The following is a 23,404-nucleotide window of genomic DNA, read 5'->3' as shown; positions in this document are numbered from 1 at the left end:
ACCAATCGTGCGTGGCGAAAGCCAGCGAGCGCAGTAGCCGGCCGTACCCTGAGGGCATGGCCAGATCTTCTCTCACTCTAGCCGCGCTCGCCACTGCGGCAGTCGCTGGCCTCGACGTGGTATCGACCACCCCGCTGTCGAACGATCAAGGTGGCCGCTTCGACTCGGCGCTGCTGAACATCCGGGGCGGCGACCAGCTCGTCGTGCGTGTTCCCACAGCCCGCGAGGCCGAGATCGAGCAGTCGAGCGATCTGGTGGCGCTGCGAGCGCTCACCGGCGGCTCGCGCAAGCGGCTGCCGTTCGAGGCGCCCGAATTTCTCGGGCAGGCGCCAATCGGAGAGACACGCGGAATCGTCTACCGGTACATTCCGGGTTACCCTGCCACGCTCGACAGCCTCGAAGTGAGCGTCGAGCTCGCCGAGTCGTTCGGGCGGGCCATCGCGGCCATCCACTCGCTTCCCACGTCGGTCATCACCGACGCGGGGCTTCCGGTGCAGAGCGCGGCCGAGGCCGCCAGAACGGCGCGAACCGTAAAAGACCGCGCGGCCGCCACGGGCAGAGTTCCCACGGAACTACTCACCCGCTGGTCGCTGGCGGTCGAAGACAGCGCGCTCTGGCAGTTCCAGCCCACGGTCATCCACGGCGCCCTGGGCCCGGAATCGTTCTTGATCGCCGGCGAGCACGTTACCGGAATACTCGACTGGTCGAACTTCAAAGTCGGTGATCCCGCCGCCGACCTGTACTGGCTCAGCTCTGTCTCGCGCGAAGAGTCGGCCACCCGCGTGTTCGCGGGCTACAACACGGGCCGGCTCGGGCCGGTCGACCGGCAGTTGCGAAAGCGCGCGCGACTGTACGCCGAGCTCGAAATAGCGAAATGGCTGGTGCACGGCTCCGACCTGCGTGACAGCGCGATCATCGACGACGCGGTCGGCATGCTCGCCGGACTCGCAACGACAGCACAAGCCGACCTCGTGAACCCGCTCTCGACCGACACCGGCCGTGTCATGGCGGTTGACGAGGTCGAAGAGATGCTGAAGAGCACGCCGCGCCCCGAACCCGTCTCTGCCCGCGACCACGCGAACGCAGCCCGCATCAGCGACGACGACTGACCGAGAGCGAGCGGCACTAGCGAACGGCGGTCTGCCTCCACAGGTCGAGCAGTTCACCTTCGGAATAGAGGCGCTGGGGCACGATGATCTGATCTACGCCGACGAAGTAGAAGACGGCGTCGATCAGGTCGGGATCGATGCCGCGCCACTTCGCGTAGGCCAGACGGTACAGGGCCAGTTGGAGCTGCTTCACCTCGAGATCGTCAGCGTCGGCGGGAGGACGCCCGGTCTTCCAGTCGACGACCTCGAAACGGTCACCGCGCCGGAACACCGCGTCGATCTTGCAGATCACGATGTTGTCGCCGAGCGGCAGATGAATCTCGACCTCGACCTCCTCGGGGGCAACGCTCGCCCACGGTGAGGATTCGAATGTGACCTGCAGCGCAGCAAGAGCAGCTTCGTCTTCGAGATCGAGCGGCCCGGCATCCGACGACTCGACGTCGCTTCGCGCGCCAGAGATAAGGGAGTCGTCGAACGTCAGCCGGTCATCCGCCTCGTCCGCTCCATCGAGCTCCGTCAGCGCGGCATCGAGTTGCTCCGAGCCACCGGTCATCGAATAGCGGTTCTCGACCCAGGAGTGAAACCGTGTGCCGAGTCTGGTCTGGCGGTACGGCCGCTCGGGCATCGGGCGACGCAGTTGGCGGGCGACCCCTTCGGCATCGGTGACGTAATCCTTGAAGCGAGACGCGGCGACGCGGGTCGGGATGCCCAGCTGCTGTTCTTCGAGCAGTGACCGTCGTTCGGCCAGCAGCAGGTCGATGTCGTGCGTCCAGGCGTTCGGAGCGCTCGGGTCTGCGCTGAGCACAGCGTCGGCCGCGGCGCGTACACGCGGTTCACGCGAACCCAGCGGATCGAGCGGCCACGGCACGAGCAGCTGAATGGCGGGCAGCGGATTCTCGTCGTGCCGGGGAGCATCGGGAAGAGCATCCGCGTCGATCAGCCCGTGCTCGGCGAGCTCGCGCAGAAACAGCCCGGGCCGACGCGGTTGCAGCTGGGTCGACCAGAACGATCCCGCCAGCAGCAGGCCCTCGCGCGCACGGGTCACCGCAACGTAGATGAGTCGCCGCTGCTCGTCGGCGAACTGATCGACGATCTGCGCGCTGAAGACACCCTTCGACGCCGCGAACTCGGCCTGGCTGGCCGCCGTGCGCCACGGCAGAAACGGCAACTCGGCGGTGTCGCCGCGAAACTCGAAGGGCAGCTCACCGAAACCGAGCCAGCCTTGTTTGCTGAGCGGCCGGCCCGGCAGTTCGTCTTCGACCAGGCGCGGAATCACCACCGTGTCCCACTCCAGGCCCTTCGAGCCGTGAATGGTCAGAATCTGCACGGTGCCGGGCTCGGGCTCGTCGGACTGGGGCGAGAGCTTGTCGCGCTTCTCCGCCTCGTCGAGCCACGACAAGAACGTACCGAGCCCGGCCGTCGAATCGGCAGCCACGAACGCCGTGATCTGCTCAGAGAACGCGTCGAGGCTCGCTTGACCGAGGTACGAGCGCTCGTTGGCGGCCACCTCGATGTCGAGCAGCAGTTCCTGTTTCACCAGGTTGGCGAGGTCGAGCAAGTCGAGTCCGGTTCTGGTGCGCAGCGAGGCGAGCTGCCGGCCCGCCGCCCGCAACCGCTCGAGCCCTGCCTCGGTGAACTGGTCGAGCATCCGGTGCCCGTCGGGCGCTTCTGCGACGAAGTCGAGCGCATCGACGAGCGAACGACCCTCGTCGGGGGCGACGGATGATCGCAGCCGCTGTTTCACGTCGTCGCCGAGCGGGCTGAACCGGTGGTCACGTTCGGCCAGCCACGAAGCCACCCGGCTGAGGGCGTAGATGTCGCGCACCCCGACTCGCCAGCGTGCCCCGGTGAGCAGGCGCACGAGCTCGGACTCCGCGCTCGGATAGTAGATGACCCGCAGCGCCGACACGAGATCGGCCACCGCGGGCTCTTCGAGCAGGCCGCCCAGCCCGAGCACGTGGAACGGAATCCCGCGCTCGGTGAGGGCGGTGGTGAACGCGTCGATCTTCTTGATCGAGCGGCAGAGCATGGCGGCCGACCGGGTTTCACCCTTGGCGTTCGGAGTGGCAAGCTGCAGCGCGAGCCAGTCGGCGACGGCGGCCGCTTCGTCGTTCACCGTCTCGGCGAAGACCGCGTCGAGGGTACCGCGCCCGGCGTCGGGCCGGGCCTCGAGCCGCTGCACGGCGACCCGCGACGCCGCCGTCAACGGCGCGACCAGCGTGTTGGCGGCGTCGAGCACGTGCACCGGATTGCGCCAGCTCGTCGACAGCGCGAATTCGGCCGCGCCCGCCGCGTTGCCGGTGAAGTCGAGTGCGAAGGTCGCCAGGTTCGCGGCGCTCGCCCCGCGCCAGCCGTAGATCGACTGATGCGGGTCGCCGACCGCCATCACCGGATGCCCGGCGAACAGCCGCGCGAGCAATCGAGTCTGCACGACTGAGGTGTCTTGGTATTCGTCGAGCAGAACGACCCGATACCGACGCCGGTACTCATCGACCACACGCGGCACCCGCTCGGTGATCGCCAAGGCGAGCGCCACCTGGTCGGAGTACTCGACGAACCCGCGCCGAATCTTCTCGCGACCGAACTGCTCCGCGAGGTCGACCAGCACCGGCAGACCGGAGACGGTCTGCATGCTGTCGCGCAGCACGGCGTTTAGGGTCGATGCCGCCGCCCCGGTCTTGCCCGTCGGCAGTGCGCCGAGCAGCGAGAACTCGCCGGCCATGGCCACCACGTCGGCAGGATCGACGACGTTCTCGCTGATGGCGCGGCTGAGGCGAAGCACGGCCTCGGTGATCGAGTCGAGTGAACGATCGAGATCGAGCAACCGATCATCCGTGCTCGCCGTCACCAACCGCCGGGCGATCTGCCACGCCGACGCCTCGCTCAAGATGCTCGAGTCGCCCTCCCGCCCGATCAGCAGGGCGTTGTCGCGAAAGATGGTGTTCGCGAAGGAGTTGTAAGTGGCGACTGTCGGGGCGTCGAACGGATCGAACTCGATCTCAGTCAGCCGCGCGGCGTCGAGTTGGTCGATACGCGAGCGGATGCGCTGAGCGAGCTCCCCCGCGGCCTTGCGGGTGAAGGTGAGGCCGAGCACCTCGGTCGGCGACACGAGGCCGTTCGCCAGCAGCCAGACCACCCGGTTGGCCATCGTCTCGGTCTTGCCGCTCCCCGCGCCGGCGATGACGATGCTCGGGCCGAGCGGTGCCTCGATCACGGCGCGTTGCTGCGCGGTGGGTCGGGGCAGGCCGAGAGCGTCTGCGATGGTTGTGGCACTCAGCCTCGCGGTGACCGGATGCCCGGCAGTGCGATTCGGCCCGGGCGCCACGTTTGCGTCGCGGTGGCCGGCTGCGATCGACGCGCTTGTCGCGGCCTGCTCCTCGCTCACGCGCTCACCGCCTTCACGAGGTGGATGCGGTAGTTCCAGCGCCCGTGCGGATCGCGCTCGTCGAGCCCCTCGCGGCCGGCGAACACCGAGCCGGCCATGCCCACGGCAGCGGTCTCGATGCGCTGGCGGAACTCGGCCTCGGTCTCGTCGGTCAGCGGGGCCTGTGCCAGCAGCTTGTAGTGCACCTTATTGGCGCCGCTGCCCGACGAGACGGCCACGTAGAGCAGCACGGCCCCGTCGCTGACGAGGTTCTCGGGCGCGGCGCGGCCATCAGCGGCTGCACGTTCGGCGGCGGCCGGGTCGGCGCCAGCGCGCTCGGTGATTGCTGGCACGGCGGCTGCACGTTCAACCGCGGCGCCTTCGCCGCCAGCCGCCTCGGGCGCCACGAGCGCCCCCTCGGCGAGCGCCAGCTGGTAGCTGCCGAGCTGCGCGTGGTCGCGAACGGCCGACGCCGACGGTGCGGAGTTTCCCGTCTTGAGGTCGACCACGCTGACGTGGCCGTTCGCGTGCCGCTCCACCCGGTCGACCGTGCCGCGCAGCCTGGCGCGGCCGATGTCGAGGGCAAAGCTCTGCTCCCCGCCGAGCAGCGTGGCGTCGTCGCGCTCGAACTGCTGCAGGTATTCCGAAAGACCGAGCACCTTCTTCTCGGTGCGCCGCCGTTCGCGCTCGCCGAGCCACGGCGACTCGAAGTGCAGCTCGTTCCAGCGTTCGTCGAGCTCGTTCCAGAGCGCCACGACGCTCAGATCGGGGTCGGTGCGCTTCGACACCTCTTCCATCACCGAATGCAGCAGGGTGCCGATGCCCGCCGGCACGCCGAAGGTGCCGCCCGACACCTTGTCGACGAACCACGCCAGCGGCGACTTCTCGAACGTCTCGAGCTTCGACGGCGACACGTCGACGTAGTTCTCCGGGTCGTCGAGGTCGACCAGATCGTCGAGAGTCGACGGTTCGCGCAGCCCGTACCACGACTCCGGATGCGCGCCCGGCACCCCCTCGGCGGCCAACCGCGCGAGCGCAGCGGCCGCCCCCGGGTCGCCCGTCTCGGCCAGCCGACGGCGCAGCTCGCCCACGAGCCCCCGCAACGAGAGCGGATGCCCGGCAGCACTGCGCCCGTACGCCGGCGCCGAGACCCCCTCGCCGGCTACCGTCGCAGGTCTCTCGTCGGCCTCCCCCACGGGTCTTTCTCGGACGCGCACCTCGCCGGAAGGTGCGAGCTCGGAAACCGCATCCACCTCGGTGACCGCACCTCGCTCGGAGACCGCACCCCTCTCAGAGACCGCACTCACCTCAGCGACCTCCACGACCTCGCCGTCGTCGTCGAAATCGAACAGGGCGACGAGTCCGCTCGTGTCGGCTCGGGCCGCCGCTAGTGTGACGGCAGCCGGCGCCGCGGTAGGAGGCGTGACGGCAGCCGGCGTCACGGCAGCGGCCGCCGCGGTGGCGAGCGGCATCGCGGCACCCCGTGCGCCACCGCCCGGCCCGTCGTCGTTGCTGCGGTCGTCGACGCCGCGGTCGTCGTCGTTGCCGCGGTCGTCGACGCCGCGGTCGTCGTCGATGCCGCGGTCGTCGTCGGGCACGAGCCGGGCGAAGGCCGAAGGCTGCTCGTCGTCGTTCTGCACGGCGGTCAGCACGACCTGTGTGCTTGCTCGCGAGACGGCGAGCACGAGCATCCGCAACTCGTCGCCGAGCACCTCTGCGCGAGCATCGACGTCGGCAACGGATTGTGCGGCTACGACCGCGCTCAGCCGATCGGGGTGCAGCAGCGAGCCGCGCAGACGTAGGTTGGGCCAGACCGACTCCTGCAGGCGCGCCACGACGACGACCTCGAACTCGGCCCCGATGACGCCGTTCGGTGTCGACACGACCACCGCGTCGCCGGCCGAGCGTGGTGAGAGCGAGTCTTCGGCCACCTCGGCCTCGAGCAACCCGACGAAGAAGTCGCCGGCGGGCCGATTGGGCGTGCGCTCGACGAATCGCTTCGCCGCCGTGAAGACTCCGACCACGCCGTCGAGATACCGATTGGCTTCGTCGGCGAGGATTCCGGAGCCCTGCGCCTGCTTCGCCCACACCGTGCCCAGCCGACTGCCGCTGAACAGCAGCCAGAGCAGCTCTTCGGCGCTGGCTCCGTGCTGGTCGAGCGTGCGCACCCGGTGCAGCAGCTCCGCCAGGCGCGCAACGCGCCGCGCGGGTGCCGAATCGATGGTGGCGAGACGACCGGGGTTCTCGAGGGCATCCCGCAGCAGTTGCTCGGCCGTGCGGTGACCATCGCCGGCCAGTTCTTCTTGCCGAAGCGACAGGCGCAGGCGCCGAAGCGAGACACCGTCGAGACCGCCGAAGGGGCCGAGCAACAGGTCGGAGACACGATCGTCGGTCAGCTCGAGCGCGCCGGTGGCGAGCATCACCGCCATCAGCAGGTGGCGGGCGGCATAGTCGTCGCGCAGTGCGATTCCGCCCGTGGTCGTGCTGGTCGGCACCTCGGCGAGCGCAAGGCCTCGGGTCATCGACGACAGCAGCGCGCCCGAGCGAACCACGACGGCCATATCGCCCCACGGCACTCCGCGCAGCAGGTGGTGCTCACGCAGCAGATGCGCGATGGCGGCGATCTCGCCCGCACTGGAGGTGGCGAGAATACGACGCACGGGCTCAACCTCGGCCCGAGCCGAGGCGGCCGACCGCGCCGCGCGCTGCCGACCGGCGGCCGCAGCCCCGATGCGGGTCGTCGCCCGGTCGACGAGGCTCCGGATGCCCGGCCCGTGCCGATAGACCGTCGTCAGGTACAGCGGCTCGGCTGCCGGCACCGCGAGCACCGACCCCAAGCGGCCGAGCCCGTCTTTCTCGCCGCCACGGAACGTGTTCGTCGCCACGTCGGGATCACCGAACGCCACCACAGCGACCCCACGGCGAGCGAGCGTAGACAAGAAGTTCACCGCGCCAGCAGAGAGTTCTTGAAAGTCGTCTACCACGATCATCCGCACACCGGCCAGCACCCCGAGCTCCCCCTGTACGACCGCGAGTCGCGCAGCCGCAATGAGTTCGGCGGCGTCGAGGTGCGTGTCGGCCAGCCCGGCCACTACTTCGCCGTATTCTGCAGCGAACTCGCCGGCGGCCACCCACTCGGGCACGCCGTGCTGCCGGCCGAGCTCGCTCAGCTCGTGCGGCGACACACCGTCTTCGGTGGCGCGCATCATCAGTTCGCGCAGCTCGGTACGAAAGCCGCGCAACGCACGAACGTCGGCGGTCAGCGGATGGGGCCACTGCGGCCCGCTGCCGCCCGGATCCGATGCCTCAGCCTCGTGCCCGGCGAGCATCTCGGCGATGATGCGGTCGTGCTCCGCTCCCGTCAACAGAGAAGGAGCGGCAGCACCCGAAGCAGTGGCCGCCGCCTGCACGATCTGGAAGGCGAGCGAGTTGACCGTTCGCGCCATCGGCCCGTTGGTCGGAACAGCCAGCCGCAGCGCCAGCCGGTCGCGCAATCGCGTCGCAGCGAGCCGTGTCGGGGTGAGCGCGATGATCTGCGACGGACGAAGGCCCCGGCGCAGCACCCGATCGGCGACGAGCTCGACGAGAGTGCGTGTCTTGCCCGAGCCGGGTGCGCCGATGACGGCAACGGTCACGCCGTCGGCGAGGTCGACCACGGCCCGCTGCGAGGCGTCGAGCGGCGCGGCTTCGGGAGTAGTCACGACAGCTAAGCTATCGCCACCCGCCGACAGCCGGCACGTGTTCGCTCACGGCGAGGGCCGCAGGGGGCGTGAGGGCGCTGCCGGGCATCCGATCTGCCGTAATCTTCTTGAGGTGGGCACACTGGAACACTCCGGCGGCCCGCGACACATCAACGTTGAAAGGCACACCTGGTGGAAATTCGTATCGGCATTGCACAATCTCCTCGCGAACTGAGCTTCGAATCGAGCCAGTCGCCCGAAGAAATCGAGCAGACCGTTTCTGAGGCCCTTGCCACCGGCACCGGTCACCTGTCGCTGAAAGACACCAAGGGCAAGCTGTACCTTGTTCCCGTCGTCGGCCTGTCGTACGTCGAGATCGGTTCTGAAGAGAACCGTCGCATCGGATTCGTCGGCTAGCCGCCGAGCGAGTCTCTCAGCACCATGGAACTGCTCTTCGTCATTCTGGCCGGCCTCATCATGGGCGGCGTGGCGCGTTACCTCTTTCCGCTGCGTGACACCCACGGGGTCGTGCTGTTGCCCGCCGTCGGCGCCATCACCTCCGCTGTCATCTGGGAGATACTGACCTGGCTGGGCTGGGCCTGGAGCGACGGCTGGATCTGGGTCGTCACGCTCGTGGTGACCGCTCTCGTCGTGGGCATCACGGCTCCGGTACTCGGGCGAGTGCGGCGCGACCACGATCGCGCCCAGCTCACCGCGCTACTGTCGCGTAAGGCCCGCGCCTGAGCGACCAGCAGCTCGCGCACGTACTCGAACGCGCTGCGCAGCTCGACGCCGACGACCACCTCGCGGTCTATCGCGAGTTATTCGTCGGTGTCGACGCAGCTGCGGAGGGCGGCGCTGCCGCCTCCGCCGACGTCGTCGTCTCGTACCTCGACGGCAACTCGCTCGGTCGCCCGCTGAAGACCGTGGGGCCTCTGCTCGCCGCCTTTGTCGAGGGCGCCTGGGGCGGCCGCCTCATCCGCGGCTGGGACGAGCAGTGGATGCGCCTGCCCACCCTCATCGCAGACGAACTCGCCGCGGCCTGCCTCGGAGCCGCCTCGGGTCAGACGCTCATCGGCGACTCGACCACCGTGCTGCTCTACAAGATGCTGCGGGCGTGCGCCGCGGCCCGACCCGACCGCACCGAGATCGTGGTCGACACCGACAACTTTCCCACCGACCGGTACCTCGTGGAGGGCATCGCTGCCGAGCGCGGCCTCACCGTGCGCTGGATCACCACCGCACCCGACTCGGGTCTCACCACCGACCAGCTCGCTGCCGCCGTAGGGCCGCAGACCGCCGTCGTTCTGGTCAGCCACGTCGCCTATCGCTCCGGGTACCTCACCGACCTTGCCGAGCTGACGAGCATCGCCCACGAGGCCGGCGCGCTCGTCGTCTGGGATCTCTGCCACTCGGTCGGCAGCGTTCCCCTCGAACTCGACGCAGCAAACGTCGATGTCGCCGTCGGATGCACGTACAAATACCTCAACGGCGGCCCGGGTTCCCCGGCCTTCGTCTATGTGCGGCGAGACCTTCAAGGTGAGTTGCGGCAGCCCGTGCAGGGCTGGTTCGGGCATGCCGATCCGTTCGCCATGGGCCCGGGCTACGAGCCGGCCGCGGGCATGGCCCGCTTTCAGAGCGGTACTCCGCCGGTGATCGGCATGCTCGCGATGCGCGAGATGATCGCGCTCATCGGGCAGGCGGGCATCCATTCGGTGCGCGCGAAGTCTGTGGCGCTGACCGAGTTCACGATCGAATTGACCGACGAACTGCTGACTCCGCTCGGCGTGGTGATCACGTCGCCCCAAGACGCTGGGCGCCGCGGCAGTCACGTCACCCTCGATCATCCGGAGTTTCGGCGGGTCGTCGCCGAGTTATGGCAGCAGGGCGTGCTTCCCGACTTCCGCGCGCCGTTCGGGCTGCGCGTGGGCCTCTCGCCGCTCTCGACCAGCTTCACTGAGCTGGCGACGGGCCTGCTCGCCGTGCGCGCGGCGCTCCAGTCGCCCGCGGGCTGAGTACTACGCGGTGAGGCCGAGGCCGTCCATGCGCCGGCTGTGGTTCGCGATGAGTTCAGTGAAGACCGGCTCGATGCGCTGCTCGTCCGTGCGAACGTTGCCGCTGTGGTGGATGGCCGAACGCGCCACGAGCAGCGTGTCACCGACGAGGCGCCGACCCCAAACCGCAAGCCGCGAGCCGAGCGTGGCGTCTTCGGAGATGGCATCGCCGAGCAGCGTTTCGATGCCTTCGCGACCCGAAGGCGAGCTGACGATACGCGCGACCTTGGGCCCCACGTCGCCGTCGATTCCGGCGGCGAGCAGCACGAAGAAGTCGTCGAGAATGCCGGCGGTGAGATAAACACTGGTGAGTGACTCGTACCAGTCCGAACCGCGCACCACGTCGTTGTAGTGCTCGATGGCGGGGGCGAACTGAGCCATGACCACTGACGATTCGCCGACCAGCCGGCGAAGCTCGGCGACGAGCTTCTCGTGCTTCTCGAGCGCAAAGCCCGAGGCCGGGCCGAGCACCTCTTTCGCGGCCACGGTGGGCGCCAGCATGACGGTTCTCGCCAGCGCCTCGAAAATGGAGAGCTGGATGTACGCGGCCTGCCCGAGGTAGGGAATCACCTCGGGAGTGATCTCTGCGAGGTTGACGCGCAGCGTCTGGTCAGCGGGCCGCCGAGGCTTCAGCCGAGGAACCTCGAGGCGCGCCGCTGGGCGCTTAAAAACGTCGAACACGGCCCCGAGTCTACCGGCTCGGTCTGAGGCTCACCGATCGGGCTCGAGCGGCATTCATGCCTCCGGGGGAATATGTGCGTTCGCCTGAGGCGTGACCGAACCGAGGGCGCCGTGCGTCGTTTCGCACCTGGCGACCGGATGCACGGCTAAACTGAACGTGCCCTGACACGAATCGGGGCATCCTACGCCCCGCCAGGCGCCATCGCCGGCCACCACCGCTGCCCACGTCTTGCAGCACGATCTCCTCGGGCGTAGCCCATCATGACAGGGCCCTCACACTGTGACTTTCACTGAAGCAGAATCCAACGAACCCATAACGACAGACCCGAGCGAAGACGATCTCATCGAGATCGACTTCATCGCCCCCGACCCGCTCTCCGAGGCCGCGCCCGTCCTCGAGACGACGTTCAGTGATCTGTTGGTCGAACAAGACCTCGTCGACGCGCTGGCGTCGAAGGGCATCATCCACGCCTTCCCCATCCAGGTGCAGACCATTCCCCTGGGTCTCGAGGGGCAAGACATCATCGGTCAGGCCAAGACCGGTACCGGCAAGACGCTCGGCTTCGGGCTGCCGCTGCTGCAGGAACTCGGCCCGAACCCCGAGCCCGGTGTGCAGGCGCTTGTCGTCGTGCCGACCCGCGAACTCGCAGTACAGGTCACCGAAGACCTCCAGCTCGCTGCAAAGAACCGCCCGACCACGGTGATCGCCATCTATGGCGGCAAGGCGTACGAGGGCCAGATCGAGCAGCTCAAAGCCGGCGCGCAAGTCGTCGTCGGCACCCCCGGCCGCCTGCTCGACCTCGCCGGCCAGCGCCTGCTCTCCCTCGCGAACGTGCGTGTCATGGTGCTCGACGAGGCCGACAAGATGCTCGACCTCGGCTTTCTCGCCGACGTCGAGAAGCTCTTCGCTCAGACCCCGGCCGGGCGCCACACGATGTTGTTCTCGGCCACGATGCCCGGCCCCGTCGTCGCGCTCGCCCGTCGCTTCATGAGCCGCCCCATCCATATTCGCGCGACCGATCCCGACGAGGGCCTGACGCAGGCGAACATCAAGCACGTCGTGTACCGCGCCCACAACCTCGACAAAGACGAGGTCATCGCGCGCATCCTGCAGGCCAACGGCCGCGGAAAGACCGTCATCTTCACCCGCACCAAGCGCGCGGCAGCAAAGCTCGTCGACGAGTTGAACGACCGCGGCTTCAACGCCGCCGCCGTGCACGGCGACCTCAACCAAGAGCAGCGCGAGCGCGCGATGGCCGCCTTCAAGGCCGGCAAACGCGACGTGCTCATTGCAACCGATGTTGCCGCTCGCGGAATCGACGTCAACGACGTGACCCACGTCATCAACCACACCATTCCCGAAGACGAGAAGACCTACCTGCACCGCGCCGGGCGCACCGGTCGCGCCGGCAAGACCGGAATCGCCGTCACCTTCGTCGACTGGGACGACATGCACAAGTGGGCGCTCATCAACCGCGCGCTCGAGATGGGCCAGCCCGAGCCGGTCGAGACCTACTCCTCATCACCGCACCTGTTCTCGGACCTCGACATTCCGGTCGGCGTGAAGGGCCGGCTCAAGCCGACTCCCGCCGCGAAGGGTCCTGAGGCCGGCACTCGGCCGCCGCGCGGCCCGCGCGAGGGCGGCAGCCAGGGCGGCGGTCGTGCATCGGGTTCGGGCTCGAGCAGCCAGGGCGGCGGTCGTGGCAATTCGAGCAGCCAGGGCGGCGGCACGTCTGACGCGGACTCCGCCGCATCCCGCGACGGCGCGGCTCGCCCCCCACGCTCACGCAATCGTCGTCGTCACGGCGCTGCCGAGGGCGGCCCGGGCTCGGTGACGACAGTCGACGGCGGCGGGATGACCGGCAGCACCACCGCGGTCAGTTTCTCAGGCGGCGAGGCGTCTGCCGCGACATCCACCCCCGCGGGCACAGGCGCCGCGAGCACAGGCGCCGCGAGCACAGACGCCGCGAGCTCCTCTGAGACCCACGGCAGCACCGGCCACGGGTCGAGTGAGCACCACGACGGCAACAGCGCGCCGCGCCGGCGCAACCGCTCGCGCAACCGCGCGCCGCGCGCCGAGTAACCGCCGAGCATCCCCTTCATGGCCCGCACAATGTCAGCGTCATCATGAGCGGCCTGTCACGCGCCGCCACCATCGCAGCACCTCCCGCCACCTCGGGCCCCGAAGCCGGACTCACCCCGGGCGAGGTGGTGAAGCTGCACGCTCTGCGGCGCATGAAGCTCATCGCCACCGGGCTGCTGGTGCTGATGGCGCTGATCTTCGCGGTGTCGTTTGCGCTGCAGGGGCGCTACCCGTGGCTGCAGTACGTGCGCGCCGCGAGCGAGGGCGGAATGGTCGGCGCCCTGGCGGACTGGTTCGCGGTGTCGGCTCTGTTCCGGCATCCGTTCGGGCTGAAGATTCCGCACACCGCGATCATCCCGACGCGTAAGAACGAAATCGGGGCGAGCCTCGGCGAGTTCGTCGAAGAGAACTTTCTCTCCGAGGCCGTCGTGCGCGAGAAGCTTGCATCGGTGGGTGTTTCTCGGGTAGTGGGCAGCTGGCTCGCCACCCCGAAGAACGCAAAACGCCTCACCGACGAGCTCGCCAGTGCGGCACAGGGGGCAATGGCGCTGCTGAGCGACGACGACATTCGCACCGTCATCGAAGGGCTTGCCCGCACGCATCTGGTCGATCGCGACTGGTCGCCCGAGATCGGCTCGCTTGCCGAGAAGATCGTGGCGTCGGGGCACCATCACCTCGCCGTCGATCTGCTGATCGACCGGGCCGAGGAGTGGCTGGCCCGCAATCCCGAAGCGTTCACTGAGCTCGTGTCGAAGCGGCTACCGAGCTGGATACCGTCGTTCGTCGACCGCATCGTCGACGAACGCGTCTACTACGAGGCGCTGAAGTTCGTGCAAGCCGTGCAGCACGACCCGAATCACCGCTTGCGTCTCGCCCTCGACGACTACCTGCGCCAGCTGGCGACCGATCTGCAGCACGATCCGGTGATGCGCGATCGCCTCGAGGCGGCCAAGGCGCAGCTCATCGACGACCCGCGCCTGCGCGAGATCGCCTCGCTCGCGTGGCAGTCGCTCAAAGACGCGCTGGTCTCGTCGCTGGCGAACCCCGACAGCCCGCTGCGGCATACCGCAGAGTCGACCTTCATCGACACCGGGCTGCGCTTACAGACGGATGCTCTGCTCGCCTCGAAGGTCGACGCCTGGGTCGCGAACGCCGCCGCCCATCTCGTAGCGAACTACCGTCACGACATCGCGGCCGTGATCTCTGAGACGGTCGAGCGCTGGGACGGCGCCGAGACCAGCCAGAAGATCGAACTCCAGGTCGGTAAAGATCTGCAGTTCATCCGCATCAACGGCACCGTGGTCGGCTCCCTCGCCGGCCTCGCCATCTTCACCGTGGCCCAGGCCCTGCTCGCCCTAGCCGGCTGACCTCCGCCGCTCCACTCGGCTGACCTCCGCCGCTCCACTGTGCGCAGAAGCACCTGTTCGCGAGATCTTGGGTGCTTGTGCGCAAATTCGGCGAGGTCGGCGAGGGGAGCGAGAAGGCGAGGGGGGCGAGAAGGCGAAGGGGGCGAGAGGGCGAAGGGCGTCGAGCTGGAGCCGGTCAGAGGGTGCGGGCGGGCTCGCCGCCGGCGGGGGCTGACCCCGAGGTGCGGCTTCCGTAGACGGGCGGCGTGCCGGTGGCGCGGGTGATGATGCGCTCGAGCACCTCAGGCGAGGTGCGGTTCTCACCCAGGCGGTTGGGCTTGCCCTCGCCGTGGTAGTCGCTCGACCCGGTCACCACGAGGCCGAACTTCGCAGCGAGCTCGTAAAGCCGCTCCTTGCCGTCGGGCGTGTTCTGGCGGTGTTCGATTTCGAGACCGAAGAGCCCGGCATCCACCAGCTTGCGCAGCCGCGCCTCTGGCACGACTCGCTCTCGGCCGCCGGTACCGGGATGCGCGAGCACCGGCACTCCCCCGGCGGCGACGACCAGCTCGACACCGGCAAGCGGCGTCGGGGCGTAGTGCGGCTGAAAATACCCGGCCCGCCAGTGCAGAATGCCCTGAAACGCCTGACTGCGGTTCTCGGCTAGCCCCTTCGCCACGAGCGCGTCGGCGATGTGCGGCCGGCCGACCGTCGCGCCTTCTGTGGTCTGCGCGAGCACGTCTTGCCAGGTGAGGTCGTAGTCGCGGCCGATGCGATCGACGATTCGTTCGGCGCGGGCGAGCCGGGCATCCCGAATCGTTTCGGTCTCGGCCAGCAGCGCCGGGTTCGCGGGGTCGATGAGGTAGGCCAGAACGTGAATGCTCGTGTGTTCGAGCCGGGTGCTCAACTCCATACCCGGAATGAAGGTGAGGTCGAAATCGTGCGCCGCCTGGGCAGCGGATGCCCAGCCCGCCGTCGTATCGTGATCGGTGAGCGCGATCGTTCCGAGCCCCGCTTCGCTCGCCGACCGAATGACGTCATAGGGCGTTTCGGTTCCGTCTGACGCGCTGCTGTGCGTGTGCAGATCGATGGGTGCGCCAAAGGCGGGTGCGGCGTCGGGCATACCTCATCGTATGCCGTTCTGGCGAGGTGGCCTTCCGTGCCGCCGCGCGCGACAATGGAGTATGGCTGAACAGACCGACACCGCACCCCGCGCCACCTCGAACCGCTCCACCACGCCCGGCTCGGACTCCTTCAAGCAGTACATCTCGAGCAACTGGGCCGAACGAACGGATGTTCTGCCCCCGGCCCGCGACGAGGCCGCCTTTGCGGCCGAACGCCGCGCCCGTCTTTCGGCGAAGTACCCGGGCAAGCGGCTCATCATTCCCGCCGGCCGGCTGAAGCAGCGCTCGAACGACACCGACTTTCCGTTCCGCGCGCACACGGTGTTCAGCTACCTCACTGGGTGGGGCTCGGATTCCGAGCCCGGCGCGGTGCTGGTGCTCGAGCCCGTGGCCGAGTCCGAATCCGAATCCGAATCCGAGTCTGGTGCCGGCGCGGCCGGTCACGACGCCGCGCTCTACTTTCGCGAGCGCGCCGGCCGAGACTCCGACGAGTTCTACGCGAACCCCGAGATCGGCGAATTCTGGATCGGGCCGCGCCCGTCACTGGCTCAGGTCGCCGCCGATCTCGCCCTGACCGCCCACGGCATTGCCGACCTCGATGCGGTTCTCGAAGCCGTCGATGGCGACACCCTGATCATCCGGGAGGCCGATCCCGAGCTGACGGCGCTTGTCGATGCTCGTGTCGCCGCCGCAGTCATCGAGGCGCAAGACGAGGCGGCCCTGCCGACCATCGCGTTCAGCCCCGCATCCGGCGAGAAAGAGGAGGTCGACGAGTCGGCCCAGCTCGAGCAAGACCTCTCAGAGATGCGCCTCGTGAAAGACGAATACGAGATCGGCCAGATGCGCCTCGCCATCGCGGCGACCGCCGCGGGCTTCGACGACATCATCCGCGACTTCGCCCGCATCACCGCTCACGAGCGCGGCGAGCGTCTGGTCGAGGGCGTGTTCAATTCCCGTGCCCGTGCCGACGGCAACGCGGTGGGCTACGACACCATCGCCGCCTCGGGCCCGCACGCGTGCATCCTGCACTGGACCCGCAACGACGGCCCCGTCGTACCCGGCGACCTCATGCTCGTCGACGCCGGGGTCGAACTCGACTCGTACTACACCGCCGACATTACGCGCACGCTGCCGGTCAGCGGCACGTACAGCCCCGAACAGCGGATGATCTACGAAGCCGTTCGGGAGGCCGCCGACGCCGCCTTCGCCATCGTGCGCCCCGGCATTCGCTTCCGTGAGATCCACGCTACGGCGATGGGCGTCATCGCCCGCAAGACCGCCGAGTGGGGCCTGCTGCCTGTGTCGGCCGAAGAGGCCGTTCAGCCGCAGAACCAGCAGCACCGCCGCTACATGGTGCACGGCACGAGTCACCACCTCGGCCTCGACGTGCACGACTGCGCCAAGGCGCGGCGCGAAATGTACCTCGACGGTGTGCTCGAGGCGGGCATGGTGTTCACCATCGAGCCCGGCCTCTACTTTCAGCCCGACGACCTGACCGTGCCCGAGTCGTTCCGCGGCATCGGCGTGCGCATCGAAGACGACATTCTCGTCACCCCCACCGGCGCCGAGAACCTCTCCGCGGCCATCCCCCGCACCGCCGACGACGTCGAGGCGTGGGTGAGCGCAGCGGGCGCCCTGAACGGGCGCTCGCTCTAAGCGCGGCACGCTCGCCCGCCTCCGCCCCTGACTCTCACCCACTCTTCCTCCGTCGAGTTTGCGCAGAAGCACCCAAATCCGCCCGGTTGGGTGCTTCTGCGCAAAACCGATGTTCCGGAGAGGGCGAGGAACAGGGGGGGCGGGAAACAGGGGGCGGGATCAGGAGGGCGGGGGCGGGGGGTCGGAAACGGGCGCGGGCGGCGGGTCGGAGGGATGCGCGGGGGCCGGCGGGGGCGTGAAACCTGAGGAAGGCGCCGGGGTCGAAGCAGCGGCACCCCAGGCCGAACCGGGCGCCACGAGGTTGCGGGCGCGGTTCGCCACGTCGGGGTCGGCGATGATCTGGTAGCTCGTGGCGATGACCTGGATGTTCGAGGTGAAGTCGCGCCGCCGCCGGTTCAGCGCATACGACACGATGCCGAACAGCACACCGAACCCGGCGCCGATCAGCACCGCGGCCACGACGAACGACACCGACGTGCCCGTGGGTGAGAAGATCACCAGCAACAGCCCGATGAACAGCCCAAGCCACGCCCCCGTGAACGCACCGGCCAGCGCGCCGCGCCCGTAACTCAGCTTGCCCGTCACGACCTCGACGGTCTTGAGATCGCTGCCCACGATAGCGATGCGGCTCACGGGAAAGTCCGCCTTCGCCAAGACATCTACTGCTGCCTGTGCCTCTTCGTACGTCTCGCAGGTGAGCACCACGTCGCCGCGCGGCATACGCGGCGCCTGGCGTGAGCCGCGGCCTGAAACGGGCATCTGATTGGTCACATGTTCAGTCTTTCACGAGCATCCGTCGCCCGCACAGAACACCGACGGCCTAGCATTCAGATTGACGCACTAAGTTTGATTTGTGAGTGCCACCAGAGTCTTCGTCGCCAGATTGGCCGGGTGCACCGTCTTCGACCCCGCGGGCGACCGCCTGGGCAAGGTGCGCGACGTTCTCGTGGTCTACCGAAACAACGATTCGCCTCGGCTCGTCGGCCTCATCGTGGAGATTCCGGGCAAGCGCCGCGTATTCGTGAGCATCGGCCGCGTGACCAGCATCGGCAGCGGCCAGATCATCACCACTGGCCTCATGAACGTGCGCCGCTTCGAGCAGCGCGGTGGCGAAGTGCGTGTCATTGCCGAGATTCTCGGCCGCAAGGTGGCCTTCGTCGACGGCTCGGGTGAGGGCACCATCGAAGACGTCGCCATCGAGCAGTCGGGTCCCGGCGAATGGAGCGTGTCGCAGCTCTTCGTGCGCCGCCCGAAGACGAGCGCGAGCCCGTTCGGCAAGGGCCCGACGGTCTTCGCCACCTGGAGCGAGGTGCGCGAGCAGGGCAAGTCTGCGCAGTCGCAGTCGGCCGAACAGCTCATCGCAACCTACGGCGACATGAAGCCCGCCGACCTTGCCAACACGCTGCTCGACCTGCCGCAGGGCCGCCGGCTCGAGGTGGCAGAAGAGCTTCCGGATGCCCGGCTCGCCGATGTGCTCGAAGAGATGCCCGAGAGCGACCAGGTCGAGATCATGAACCAGCTCGACGACACCCGCGCCGCCGACGTGCTCGACCAGATGCAGCCGGATGACGCGGCAGACCTCATCGCGCAGTTCTCCGAAGTTCGCGGCGAGGCGCTCCTCAAGCTGATGCAGCCCGAAGAGGCCGACGACGTGCGTATGCTGCTCGCGTATGCGCCGGATACCGCGGGTGGCCTGATGACCACCGAGCCCATCATCGTGTCGGCCGACGCCACCGTGGCCGAAGGGCTCGCGCTCATCCGGCGGCACGAATTGGCTCCCGCGCTCGGCGCGGCGATCTGTGTGACGCTTCCGCCCTACGAGCCGCCGACGGGCCGGTTTCTGGGCATGGTGCACTTTCAGCGCATGCTGCGCTACCCGCCGCATGAACGCCTCGGCGCGCTCGTCGACGACGGGCTCGACCCCGTCACGGCTGAGACGAGTGCGGCTGAAGTCTCGCGCATCCTGGCGAGTTATAACCTGGTCTCGGTTCCCGTCGTCGACGAGAACCATCGATTGGTCGGGGTGGTGACCATTGACGATGTTCTCGACTACCTGCTGCCCGACGACTGGCGAAGTCACGACGAAGGCGAACACACCCCAGTAAACCGCGGAAGGAGATCACCCAATGGCACGCACCTCGCCCAATCGAACTCCTGACGCGCGGTTAGACGCCCCGAAGGGCATGCGCACGCGGGTGCTCCCCGCGCGCCGAACCAGTCGCGACCGCTTCGGCCGCTCGACCGAGGCGATCGCCCGCGGAATGGGCACTCCGTGGTTTCTCATCATTCTGACCGGGTTCGTGGTGCTCTGGATCGGGTTCAACACCTACGGCCCCGAGAACCTGCGCTTCGACTCGGCGGCCATCGGGTTCACGGCGCTGACCCTGATTCTGTCGTTGCAGGCGTCGTACGCGGCCCCGCTCATCCTGCTCGCCCAGAACCGGCAAGACGACCGCGACCGGGTGCAGATCGAGCAAGACCGCCAGCGCGCCGAACGTAACCTCGCCGACACGGAATACCTGGCACGTGAGGTCGTGGCGCTGCGCCTGGCGATGCAAGACATGGCGAGCAAAGACTTCATTCGCGCAGAGCTCAAGGCGCTGCTCGAAGAGCTGACGGCCGACGACGAGGCGAAGCAGACCGGGAGTGCCTGAGTTCGGTGCGCCGGGCGGGCCGCCAGAGACCGGCGTGCCGGGCGGGCCGCTGGAAACTGGCGTGCCGGTCGAACCCCTGGCCGACGCCGTGCGCGCGGCACTGGGCCGCGTACTCGACCCCGAGATTCGCAAACCCATCACCGAGCTCGACATGGTGGGCGACGTGACGGTCGACGAGGGCGGTGCGGCGTTGGTGAACGTGAAGCTCACGATCGTCGGATGCCCGGCGGCCGACACCATCGAACGCGACGTTCGGGCGGCCACACTGGGCGTCACGGGGGTGACGGCCGCGAACATCCACGTCTCCGTGATGACCCGCGACGAACGAGCCGCGCTCACCGAGAAGCTGCGCGGCCCGGGTGGGGCGCGCCAGATGCAATTCGGTGCGGACTCCCTCACCCGTATCTACGCCGTCACGAGCGGTAAGGGCGGGGTAGGCAAGTCCACGCTCACCGCCAACCTCGCCGCAGCGCTGGCGGCGCGCGGGCTGGCCGTGGGCATCGTGGATGCCGACGTCTACGGGTTCTCGATTCCGGGCATCCTGGGCCTCGTTCGCGACGGCGCCGCGCAGAAGCCGACCCGAGTCGACGACATGATTCTGCCGCCCGTCGGGTTCGGCGTGAAAGTCATCTCGATCGGCATGTTCGTCGACGACAACGCCGCCGTGGCCTGGCGCGGCCCCATGCTTCATCGCACGATTCAGCAGTTTTTGACCGACGTGTACTTCGGCGACCTCGACGTGCTGCTGCTCGACCTTCCGCCCGGAACCGGCGACGTGGCGATCTCGGTGGGGCAGCTGCTGCCGCACGCCGAGGTGCTCGTGGTGACCACCCCGCAGCCGGCCGCCGCGGATGTCGCCGAGCGCTCGGGCGTCGTGGCGCGGCAGACCGGGCAGAAGATCGTGGGCGTCATCGAGAACATGGCGGGGCTGCCACAGCCTGACGGCAGCGTGCTCGAGCTGTTCGGTTCGGGCGGTGGCGCCGAGGTGGTGCGGCGGCTGTCGGCCGGTCAGGATGCTCCCGTGCCCCTGCTCGCCTCGATTCCCCTGAGCGTGGCCCTGCGCGCCGGCGGCGACACGGGCGCCCCGATCGTGCTCACCGACCCGCTCGACCCCGCTGCCGTCGCCATCCTGCACGTAGCGGACCAGCTCGCCGCCCGCCCACGCGGCCTCGCCGGCCTCAAGCTCCCCGTCTCCCCCCGCTGACCCTAGAACTCAGTGGCCAGGGCCGCGGGAGCGGAGCCGCGTATCTTCGAGGTCGAGCATGGCCTGCGCCTCGGTGAGCACCCGCGAGGTGTAGGCGCCGCGACTGCGCGCCTCGAGCAGCGCGGTGCGTTCCGTCTCCATCACCACGAGCCGCAGCTCGCGGTAGAGCTGGTGCGGGGTCTCGTCGGTTCCGCTGCTGAGCTGCCGCGACCTCTCCCACGCCAGCTCGGTGCGCAAGAACGACGACTGCCGCACCCGCTCCACCACGTCGGGGTCGACCGGAGTCGTCTCGCCGAGCGCTCCCCCGGGGTCGTCGAGCACCTCCAGCCCCTTGTTGCTGATCTCATCGAGCAGCAGGGCCAGCTCGCGGCGGTCTTCGACCACATCGATACCCTGGATGCCCACCAGCCTGATCACGGCAGGCAGGGTACTGCCCTGCACGACCAGCGTGAGGAACGCCACCGTGAACGCGATGAGAATGAGCTGGTCTCGATACGGAGTGTCTTCGGGCAGCGACTGCGCGGCGGCGAGCGTCACCACCCCGCGCATTCCCGACCAGCCGAGCACGACTCCCCCGCGCCAGTCGATGCCCTCGGTTCGCAGCTGTTCGAGATCGGAGCGGCGGATCATGTACAGCCGCTCGGCTCGTCGTAGCCGGCGGCGCCCCCGGGCATCCCGAATCGGAATCGTATGCAGGTAGTCGAGGTGCAAGCGCCGTCGCAGCGTGACCTTCTCGGCGTGCTGCGCCCTCAGCCGCAATCCGAGCACCAGAGGCCCCGCCCAGACGAAGCGCAACACGATGAGGGCGATGGTCGCCAGCACTCCGATGCCGATCGCCGGCCAGACGCCGAGTTCGCCGGGGTCATCGGTGACGTGGTCGATGAGCGGACGAATCTCGAGCCCGATCAGCAGAAACACGCCGCTTTCGAGAAAGAACTGCACCGTGCGCCAGTTGATGCGGTCGCTGATTCTCGACTGTGCGCTGAACCGGGCGGGCGCGGCGTGCCCGGTGTAGAGGCCCGCCACCACGACGGCGAGCACTCCGGATGCCCCGAGCCCCTCTGCCGGCATGAACGCGACGAACGGCACGGCGAACGAGATGGCGGTGTCGAGCACGGGATCATTCAGCTTCGACCGCACGAACACGGTCACGAAGCCCGCGACCAGGCCCATCGCGATGGCGACGACCACCGCGAAGATGAAGTCGGTCACGCCCTCCCACGGGCTCGACAGCGCGCCGACCGCGGCCGCCGTGGCGGTGCGCAGCAGCACGAGCGCCGTCGCGTCGTTGACCAGCCCCTCGCCCTCGAGCACCGTGAGCAGTCGCGGCGGCAGCCCGAGCCGACGACCCACCGATGTTGCCGCGACAGCGTCGGGCGGGCTGATGATCGCACCCAGGGCGATCGCCGCCGCCAGGTTCAGGTCGGGCAGCATCGTGTAGAGCAGAAAGCCGGTACCGAAGGCCGTGATGAGCACCAGAACCACCGAGAGCGACGTGATCGTGCCGAGGTTGCGCCGAAAGTCGACCACCGGCACGCTAATCGCCGCGGCGTAGAGAATGGGTGGCAGCAGCCCGTCGAGAATCCACTCGTGCGGAATCTCGATCGACGGAACACCCGGCAGATACGACAGGCCGACACCCACAACGACGAGGATGATCGGCGCAGCCACCCCGAGCCGCTTCGAAAACGCGGCCACCGCGACGATCACAGAGACACCGACGACCGCGTAGATCCCCAGTTCCATGCGTTTCAGTTTACCGCGGAGTCTGTGAGTACTCACACGAAGGCGCACAGCGACGCGCCTCGACGCCCTCGACGCGGTAGCGGCACCCGTCGGTGAGCGCGACGCCGACATGAACTCCGTCAACCGCCGATCAGGCGGTGGCGAGGGGTGTCGAGTCGGCTAGGTCGCGGCCGGAGGTAGTACGGCGGAAAGCGGGCGGCTCAGGTCGCTTCGGAGTCGTACGGCGACAGCGGCATAGCCACCCCGTCGGTACCATTCGCCGCGGCGGCCGCCTCGAGCTTCTTCTTGCGCTGCAAGTACGCCGGTTCGGGGCGCGTCAACGTCACCGGAACGGCGTCGCCCTCCGGCGCGGGCGGGGCAGCGCTCACAGCAGGAGCTAGGGCCGAAGCCGCCATGGGCGCCGACGGCTTCACGGGCGAAGGCGCCGCCTCAGCCGGGTCTTCGAGCAGGGCATCACGAATGATGCGGCGCGGGTCGTACTGGCGAGGGTCGAGCTTCTTCCACTCGACCTCGTCGAAGTCGGGACCCATCTCTTCTTTCATGCGCGACTTCGCGTCATTCGTGAAGCCACGGATCTGCTTCACGAACGCGGCCAGCTTGCTGGCGTAGAGCGGCAAGCGCTCAGGGCCGATCACAAAAGCGGCGATAACGCCGACGATGATCAGCTTCTCGAAGGTCAACCCGAACATGACTCCACCATACCCTC

At 68.4% G+C, this 23,404-nt stretch carries 17 protein-coding genes; 10 read left to right on the top strand and 7 right to left on the bottom strand.

All coding sequences use genetic code 11. The features are described from left to right. The first annotated feature begins 56 nt into the window (after nt 1-56). On the top strand, nt 57-1,109 hold the full coding sequence (locus LQ955_RS03815) for a phosphotransferase (protein ID WP_231026899.1): 1,053 nt from the start codon (nt 57-59) through the stop codon (nt 1,107-1,109). 16 nt (nt 1,110-1,125) lie between these two features. Here LQ955_RS03815 and LQ955_RS03810 read toward each other — a convergent pair whose 3' ends face one another. After that, nucleotides 1,126-4,434 (bottom strand): ATP-dependent DNA helicase, encoded by a 3,309-nt coding sequence (locus LQ955_RS03810; RefSeq protein ID WP_231028023.1) that lies wholly within the window; start codon nt 4,432-4,434, stop codon nt 1,126-1,128. A 56-nt stretch (nt 4,435-4,490) separates the two neighbouring features. Next, nucleotides 4,491-8,174 carry an ATP-dependent DNA helicase gene (locus LQ955_RS03805; RefSeq protein ID WP_231026898.1) on the bottom strand — a complete coding sequence of 1,228 codons (3,684 nt, stop codon included), beginning with the start codon at nt 8,172-8,174 and terminating at the stop codon, nt 4,491-4,493. A gap of 171 nt (nt 8,175-8,345) precedes the next feature. Here LQ955_RS03805 and LQ955_RS03800 point away from each other — a divergent pair, with 171 nt between their 5' ends. Genes LQ955_RS03800 through LQ955_RS03790 form a run of 3 tightly spaced genes read left to right on the top strand, consistent with a single transcriptional unit; the run spans nt 8,346 to nt 10,168 of the window. Beyond that, nucleotides 8,346-8,570 (top strand): DUF3107 domain-containing protein, encoded by a 225-nt coding sequence (locus LQ955_RS03800; protein ID WP_231026897.1) that lies wholly within the window; start codon nt 8,346-8,348, stop codon nt 8,568-8,570. A 24-nt stretch (nt 8,571-8,594) separates the two neighbouring features. Next, nucleotides 8,595-8,897: a hypothetical protein gene (locus LQ955_RS03795; protein ID WP_231026896.1), complete on the top strand. Its 303-nt coding sequence runs from the start codon at nt 8,595-8,597 to the stop codon at nt 8,895-8,897. Next, the gene (locus LQ955_RS03790; RefSeq protein ID WP_231028022.1) at nt 8,894-10,168 is read left to right on the top strand and encodes a kynureninase; all 1,275 of its coding nucleotides are present in this window, start codon (nt 8,894-8,896) and stop codon (nt 10,166-10,168) included. Before LQ955_RS03795 ends, LQ955_RS03790 begins: the two co-directional genes overlap by 4 nt. A gap of 3 nt (nt 10,169-10,171) precedes the next feature. On the opposite strand, the gene LQ955_RS03785 is transcribed toward LQ955_RS03790, so the two are convergent. Further along, nucleotides 10,172-10,888, bottom strand: a complete 717-nt coding sequence (locus LQ955_RS03785) for a ferritin-like fold-containing protein (RefSeq protein ID WP_231026895.1) — start codon at nt 10,886-10,888, stop codon at nt 10,172-10,174. Between the two features lie 343 nt (nt 10,889-11,231). Here LQ955_RS03785 and LQ955_RS03780 point away from each other — a divergent pair, with 343 nt between their 5' ends. Together LQ955_RS03780 and LQ955_RS03775 are read left to right on the top strand one after the other, a co-directional pair. Then, the gene (locus LQ955_RS03780; protein ID WP_390623466.1) at nt 11,232-12,971 is read left to right on the top strand and encodes a DEAD/DEAH box helicase; all 1,740 of its coding nucleotides are present in this window, start codon (nt 11,232-11,234) and stop codon (nt 12,969-12,971) included. Nucleotides 12,972-13,015: 44 nt separating this feature from the next. Continuing rightward, the gene (locus LQ955_RS03775; protein WP_231026894.1) at nt 13,016-14,338 is read left to right on the top strand and encodes a DUF445 domain-containing protein; all 1,323 of its coding nucleotides are present in this window, start codon (nt 13,016-13,018) and stop codon (nt 14,336-14,338) included. Nucleotides 14,339-14,513: 175 nt separating this feature from the next. On the opposite strand, the gene LQ955_RS03770 is transcribed toward LQ955_RS03775, so the two are convergent. Beyond that, nucleotides 14,514-15,437 carry a PHP domain-containing protein gene (locus tag LQ955_RS03770; RefSeq protein ID WP_231026893.1) on the bottom strand — a complete coding sequence of 308 codons (924 nt, stop codon included), beginning with the start codon at nt 15,435-15,437 and terminating at the stop codon, nt 14,514-14,516. A 61-nt stretch (nt 15,438-15,498) separates the two neighbouring features. Between LQ955_RS03770 and LQ955_RS03765 the strand changes: the two genes are divergently transcribed. Beyond that, a complete protein-coding gene (locus tag LQ955_RS03765) occupies nt 15,499-17,094 on the top strand; it encodes an aminopeptidase P family protein (RefSeq protein WP_231026892.1) in 1,596 nt (531 codons plus the stop codon). A gap of 159 nt (nt 17,095-17,253) precedes the next feature. Here the strand turns inward: LQ955_RS03765 and LQ955_RS03760 are convergent, their stop codons facing one another. Continuing rightward, the gene (locus tag LQ955_RS03760; protein WP_231026891.1) at nt 17,254-17,865 is read right to left on the bottom strand and encodes a general stress protein; all 612 of its coding nucleotides are present in this window, start codon (nt 17,863-17,865) and stop codon (nt 17,254-17,256) included. Nucleotides 17,866-17,947: 82 nt separating this feature from the next. On the opposite strand from LQ955_RS03760, the gene LQ955_RS03755 reads away from it, so the two are divergent. From LQ955_RS03755 to LQ955_RS03745, 3 genes are all read left to right on the top strand, one after another. Further along, a complete protein-coding gene (locus LQ955_RS03755; protein WP_231026890.1) occupies nt 17,948-19,252 on the top strand; it encodes a magnesium transporter MgtE N-terminal domain-containing protein in 1,305 nt (434 codons plus the stop codon). Next, the gene (locus LQ955_RS03750; RefSeq protein WP_231026889.1) at nt 19,221-19,748 is read left to right on the top strand and encodes a DUF1003 domain-containing protein; all 528 of its coding nucleotides are present in this window, start codon (nt 19,221-19,223) and stop codon (nt 19,746-19,748) included. Before LQ955_RS03755 ends, LQ955_RS03750 begins: the two co-directional genes overlap by 32 nt. A 61-nt stretch (nt 19,749-19,809) precedes the next feature. Further along, nucleotides 19,810-20,952 (top strand): P-loop NTPase, encoded by a 1,143-nt coding sequence (locus tag LQ955_RS03745; protein WP_231028020.1) that lies wholly within the window; start codon nt 19,810-19,812, stop codon nt 20,950-20,952. Nucleotides 20,953-20,961: 9 nt separating this feature from the next. Here the strand turns inward: LQ955_RS03745 and LQ955_RS03740 are convergent, their stop codons facing one another. Both LQ955_RS03740 and LQ955_RS03735 read right to left on the bottom strand, forming a co-directional pair. Beyond that, nucleotides 20,962-22,698, bottom strand: a complete 1,737-nt coding sequence (locus tag LQ955_RS03740; protein ID WP_231026888.1) for a cation:proton antiporter — start codon at nt 22,696-22,698, stop codon at nt 20,962-20,964. A 200-nt stretch (nt 22,699-22,898) separates the two neighbouring features. Then, nucleotides 22,899-23,387 (bottom strand): Sec-independent protein translocase family protein, encoded by a 489-nt coding sequence (locus LQ955_RS03735; RefSeq protein ID WP_231026887.1) that lies wholly within the window; start codon nt 23,385-23,387, stop codon nt 22,899-22,901. Between the last annotated feature and the right edge of the window lie 17 nt (nt 23,388-23,404).

The sequence above is a fragment of the Subtercola endophyticus genome (assembly GCF_021044565.1).
In the GTDB taxonomy this organism is placed as follows: domain Bacteria; phylum Actinomycetota; class Actinomycetes; order Actinomycetales; family Microbacteriaceae; genus Subtercola; species Subtercola endophyticus.
The sequence above is the reverse complement of the archived record's forward strand: the minus strand, read 5'-3'. Positions and strand labels throughout refer to the sequence as shown.

What these genes read in the sequence shown, in the direction of transcription:
- LQ955_RS03815 (WP_231026899.1), top strand. Translation starts at nt 57, where the DNA reads ATGGCCAGATCTTCTCTCACTCTAGCCGCGCTCGCCACTGCGGCAGTC.
- LQ955_RS03795 (WP_231026896.1), top strand. Translation starts at nt 8,595, where the DNA reads ATGGAACTGCTCTTCGTCATTCTGGCCGGCCTCATCATGGGCGGCGTG.
- LQ955_RS03775 (WP_231026894.1), top strand. Translation starts at nt 13,016, where the DNA reads ATGAGCGGCCTGTCACGCGCCGCCACCATCGCAGCACCTCCCGCCACC.
- LQ955_RS03770 (WP_231026893.1), bottom strand. Translation starts at nt 15,437, where the DNA reads ATGCCCGACGCCGCACCCGCCTTTGGCGCACCCATCGATCTGCACACG.
- LQ955_RS03765 (WP_231026892.1), top strand. Translation starts at nt 15,499, where the DNA reads ATGGCTGAACAGACCGACACCGCACCCCGCGCCACCTCGAACCGCTCC.
- LQ955_RS03750 (WP_231026889.1), top strand. Translation starts at nt 19,221, where the DNA reads ATGGCACGCACCTCGCCCAATCGAACTCCTGACGCGCGGTTAGACGCC.
- LQ955_RS03740 (WP_231026888.1), bottom strand. Translation starts at nt 22,698, where the DNA reads ATGGAACTGGGGATCTACGCGGTCGTCGGTGTCTCTGTGATCGTCGCG.
- LQ955_RS03735 (WP_231026887.1), bottom strand. Translation starts at nt 23,387, where the DNA reads ATGTTCGGGTTGACCTTCGAGAAGCTGATCATCGTCGGCGTTATCGCC.